Genomic DNA, 2,976 nt, shown 5'->3' on the forward strand with positions numbered 1-2,976 from the left:
ATGTTCTTGGAGCGGTAATAGGCCGCGGTTTCCGGCACCGTCGGCGGATGCTTGTTTGGCGACTTGAAATACTCCGCCATCTGCGCCTGGAAATCGTCATAGCCGTCGTCGCGATGGCCCGCCGCAACGGCAACAGCAAGCGCGAATTCAGCGCCACCGGCGCGTGGATGCGCAATCAGATGCTGAAATGGCTGTTGCCGCTCGGCGCCAAGGGCATGGACTTCATGTACGCGTATGATGCGCGGGCGGTGTAGCGCCCGCTGCCGTAGGGTGGGCAAAGCGAAGCGTGCCCACGACTTGCGACGTTAAACGACAGAAAGACGGTGGGCACGGCGCGTTGCGCCTTTGCCCACCCTGCGGGAGCAACTCCCTACGGAAGCTACGCCTGCTGCTCCACTTCAAACGTCAGCCCCGCATTGTCCCGCAGCCGCTTGATCAGCTTGTGCTGCATCGCTGCGCCCGGCGTCCAGAAGCCTGCCGGAACGTCCGTGGTATCGCGGAGCATGCAGATCGCGCATTCGGAGATCATCTTCGAGGTCGAGCCGTAGCCGGGATCGCGGTCGCCGGTGACGCCGGCGCGGACCATGCGGCCGTCGGGTGCGATCGCGACATACAGCAGATCGAAGCGGCCGTTCTCCTGCTCTTCCTTCGACGGCCCCTCGCCCGGCTTCGGCGCGTTCGGGCCGGTCTTCTCGGCGTTGGCGGCCATCACGCGCTTGGCGTTGGCCTCACCCTTCTCGCCGGGACCGGTCAGGACCATCTCGTCGTAGACGAACTCCTGACCATAGGGAAAGCCCATCAGCATGTTGGAGCGATGGACGTTGCGCGTGTTGATCAGCGCCATCATGAACGGCGCGGCCCAGGATTGCAGATCCTCCTCCAGGATCGCCCTGTTGCCTTTCGGCTGCTTCGGCCCGGTGAAGCCCGGCGTCAGCGCAAAATGATCGTTGAGAATGGCGACGAGGCTGAGGTCCTTGGCGACCGCATCGAAGGTCGCTTTCGCACTTGCCGCGGTGCCGCCCGACAGCGTGCCGCGCATGTCGCGCACGCGGCCCTTCACGCGCGGCGCCGGCGCGCCGAACACCCGCTTGGCCTCTTCCTGCACGAAGAAGGTCCCAAGCTCGAACGGCACGGAATCATAACCGCAGGAAAACACGATGCGCGCGCCGCTCTCTTTCGCAGCCGCCTCGTACTTGTCGATCATCTGCCGCATCCAGATCGGCTCACCGCAGAGATCGAAATAATCCGTGCCGGTGGCGACGCAGGCAGCTAACAATTCCTCGCCGTAGAGCTGATACGGACCGACCGTCGTGATCACCGACATCGTCTGCTCCGCCATCGCCTTCAGCGAGGCTGCGTCCGACGCATCCGCAACGATCAGCGGCGTATTCCCGGGCGCGCCGATCGCATCGCGTACCGATTTCAGCTTGCCGAGGCTACGGCCTGCCATCGCCCATTTGAGCGAATTGTCGGTCTTGTAGTGCCTCGTCAGATACTCGGCGACGAGCTGGCCGGTGAAACCGGTCGCACCATAGATGACGATATCGAATTTCGCAGAGCTCATGATCGGCCTTTACTTCTTCGCGTAACTCACGCCCATGCCGGCACGGACGTCGCTTTGAATGCCATAGGGCGGGATCGGATAGCGCAGGCCGTTCTTGGCCAGCGCCTTCATGCCCAGAACCGCCTTGGCGAGATACGACGGCTTCAAGGCCATCAGCATTTCCTCGTCCGGCACGCCGCCATAGCGCCGTTCGGCATAGCATGGCAAGGACAGGCTGGGCTCCCCGGTCTTGAGCGCCCGGCCCCACGAATCCGCGCAAGCAGTCTCGCCGACCACGCCCCATTCGAACTTCTTGTAGCCGGTATATTGCAGCCCGTTGATCAGGATGATCATCTGCCCGGGCGTCGCATAGACGAGGCAGATGTCGGGCGGATCGAGCCGGCCGCTCGCAAGCGGACTGACGGCGAGCGCCTGATATTGTCCGAACGGAACCACGTCCAGCGCCTCCTGGCGCTTGCGCGCGTCCTCGGCCGTGCCGTGCCAGACCCCGACATAATTTTCGCCGGCGAGCCATGTCTCGTCCTGCGGCGCAAGCCCGATCACCGCGCGGCATTGCGCGCCGACAAGATCATCGGCGGTGATGCCGACCGTCCAGCCCAGCCGTGCGGCCATCGAGACGATCTGGTCGGTGGTGTGGATCGCATTCGGCCGCCGGATTTTCGGGATCGCCTCCATCTCCGCCGCTTGCGCGAACAGCTTCATGCCGATCACTGTCGTCTTCAGCCGCAGCAGGCTGTTGAGATCGGCGACGAGGCCGGCGAGATCGATGCTGTCTGCATTCTGCTGTTGCATGGCTTCCTCCGGACCGGCGATCGCGCGCCGCGTGTTCTTGTTTTGCGGTCCTCGTTCTAGTCCTTGGTGGGGCCCGGAAGCAACTCGCCGGTCCTGCCCATCAGACGGTAAGCCAGGAGGCCGATCCATTCGCGCACCGCAACTTCGGTTCGGCCCAGCCCGTCCGCACCCATGTTGGTGAAGGAAAGAAGATCGTCACGTCCGCCCATCCGCCAATCCACGGGATAGGCCTCGACGTCAAATCCGGCCTTGCGGAAGATTCCCATCGAGCGCGGCATGTGGAAGGCCGAGGTCACCAGCAGCCAGCGCTCGCCCGGCTTCGGCGTCACCAGCTGCCTGGTGAAGATCGCATTCTCCCAGGTGTTGCGGGAGCTCCGTTCCAGGATGAGGCGCTCCTTCGCTATGCCGAGATTTTCCAGGATCGGCGCGGAGTAGTCGGCTTCCCTGGCGTCGGTCGAGACCAGGTTCGCGGTTCCGCCGGTAAACACGATGCGCGCATTCGGATACCGGCGTGCGAGCTCGGCCGGCGCAAACAGACGATCGGCTGCGTGCGCGACCACCGGCGTGCGATGCGCCGCCGACAGATCGGTGTCGACCGAGCCGCCGAGCACGATGATGCC

General features: G+C 64.1%; 3 protein-coding genes and 1 pseudogene. 1 reads left to right on the top strand and 3 read right to left on the bottom strand.

The genetic code is table 11. The features are described 5' to 3' along the window. Positions 1-104 precede the first annotated feature (104 nt). Positions 105-254: pseudogene (locus MOV75_RS42775) on the top strand (monooxygenase); the annotation flags it as partial. 125 nt (positions 255-379) lie between these two features. On the opposite strand, the gene MOV75_RS32860 reads toward MOV75_RS42775, so the two are convergent. The 3 genes from MOV75_RS32860 to MOV75_RS32870 form a co-directional block, all read right to left on the bottom strand. Continuing rightward, positions 380-1,564, bottom strand: coding sequence for a trans-acting enoyl reductase family protein (locus MOV75_RS32860; protein WP_247007405.1), 1,185 nt, complete (start codon positions 1,562-1,564; stop codon positions 380-382). Between the two features lie 9 nt (positions 1,565-1,573). Next, a complete protein-coding gene (locus tag MOV75_RS32865) occupies positions 1,574-2,356 on the bottom strand; it encodes a DUF169 domain-containing protein (RefSeq protein ID WP_246922406.1) in 783 nt (260 codons plus the stop codon). A gap of 56 nt (positions 2,357-2,412) precedes the next feature. Further along, on the bottom strand, positions 2,413-2,976 hold a 564-nt coding region (locus MOV75_RS32870; RefSeq protein ID WP_247007406.1), incomplete at its 5' end, for a YdcF family protein.

Source organism: Bradyrhizobium sp. PRIMUS42 (assembly GCF_023006515.1).
Taxonomy (GTDB): Bacteria; Pseudomonadota; Alphaproteobacteria; order Rhizobiales; family Xanthobacteraceae; genus Bradyrhizobium.

Excerpts from the sequence above, each read along its gene's own strand:
- MOV75_RS32860 (WP_247007405.1), bottom strand. The coding sequence starts at position 1,564 with ATGAGCTCTGCGAAATTCGATATCGTCATCTATGGTGCGACCGGTTTC.
- MOV75_RS32865 (WP_246922406.1), bottom strand. The coding sequence starts at position 2,356 with ATGCAACAGCAGAATGCAGACAGCATCGATCTCGCCGGCCTCGTCGCC.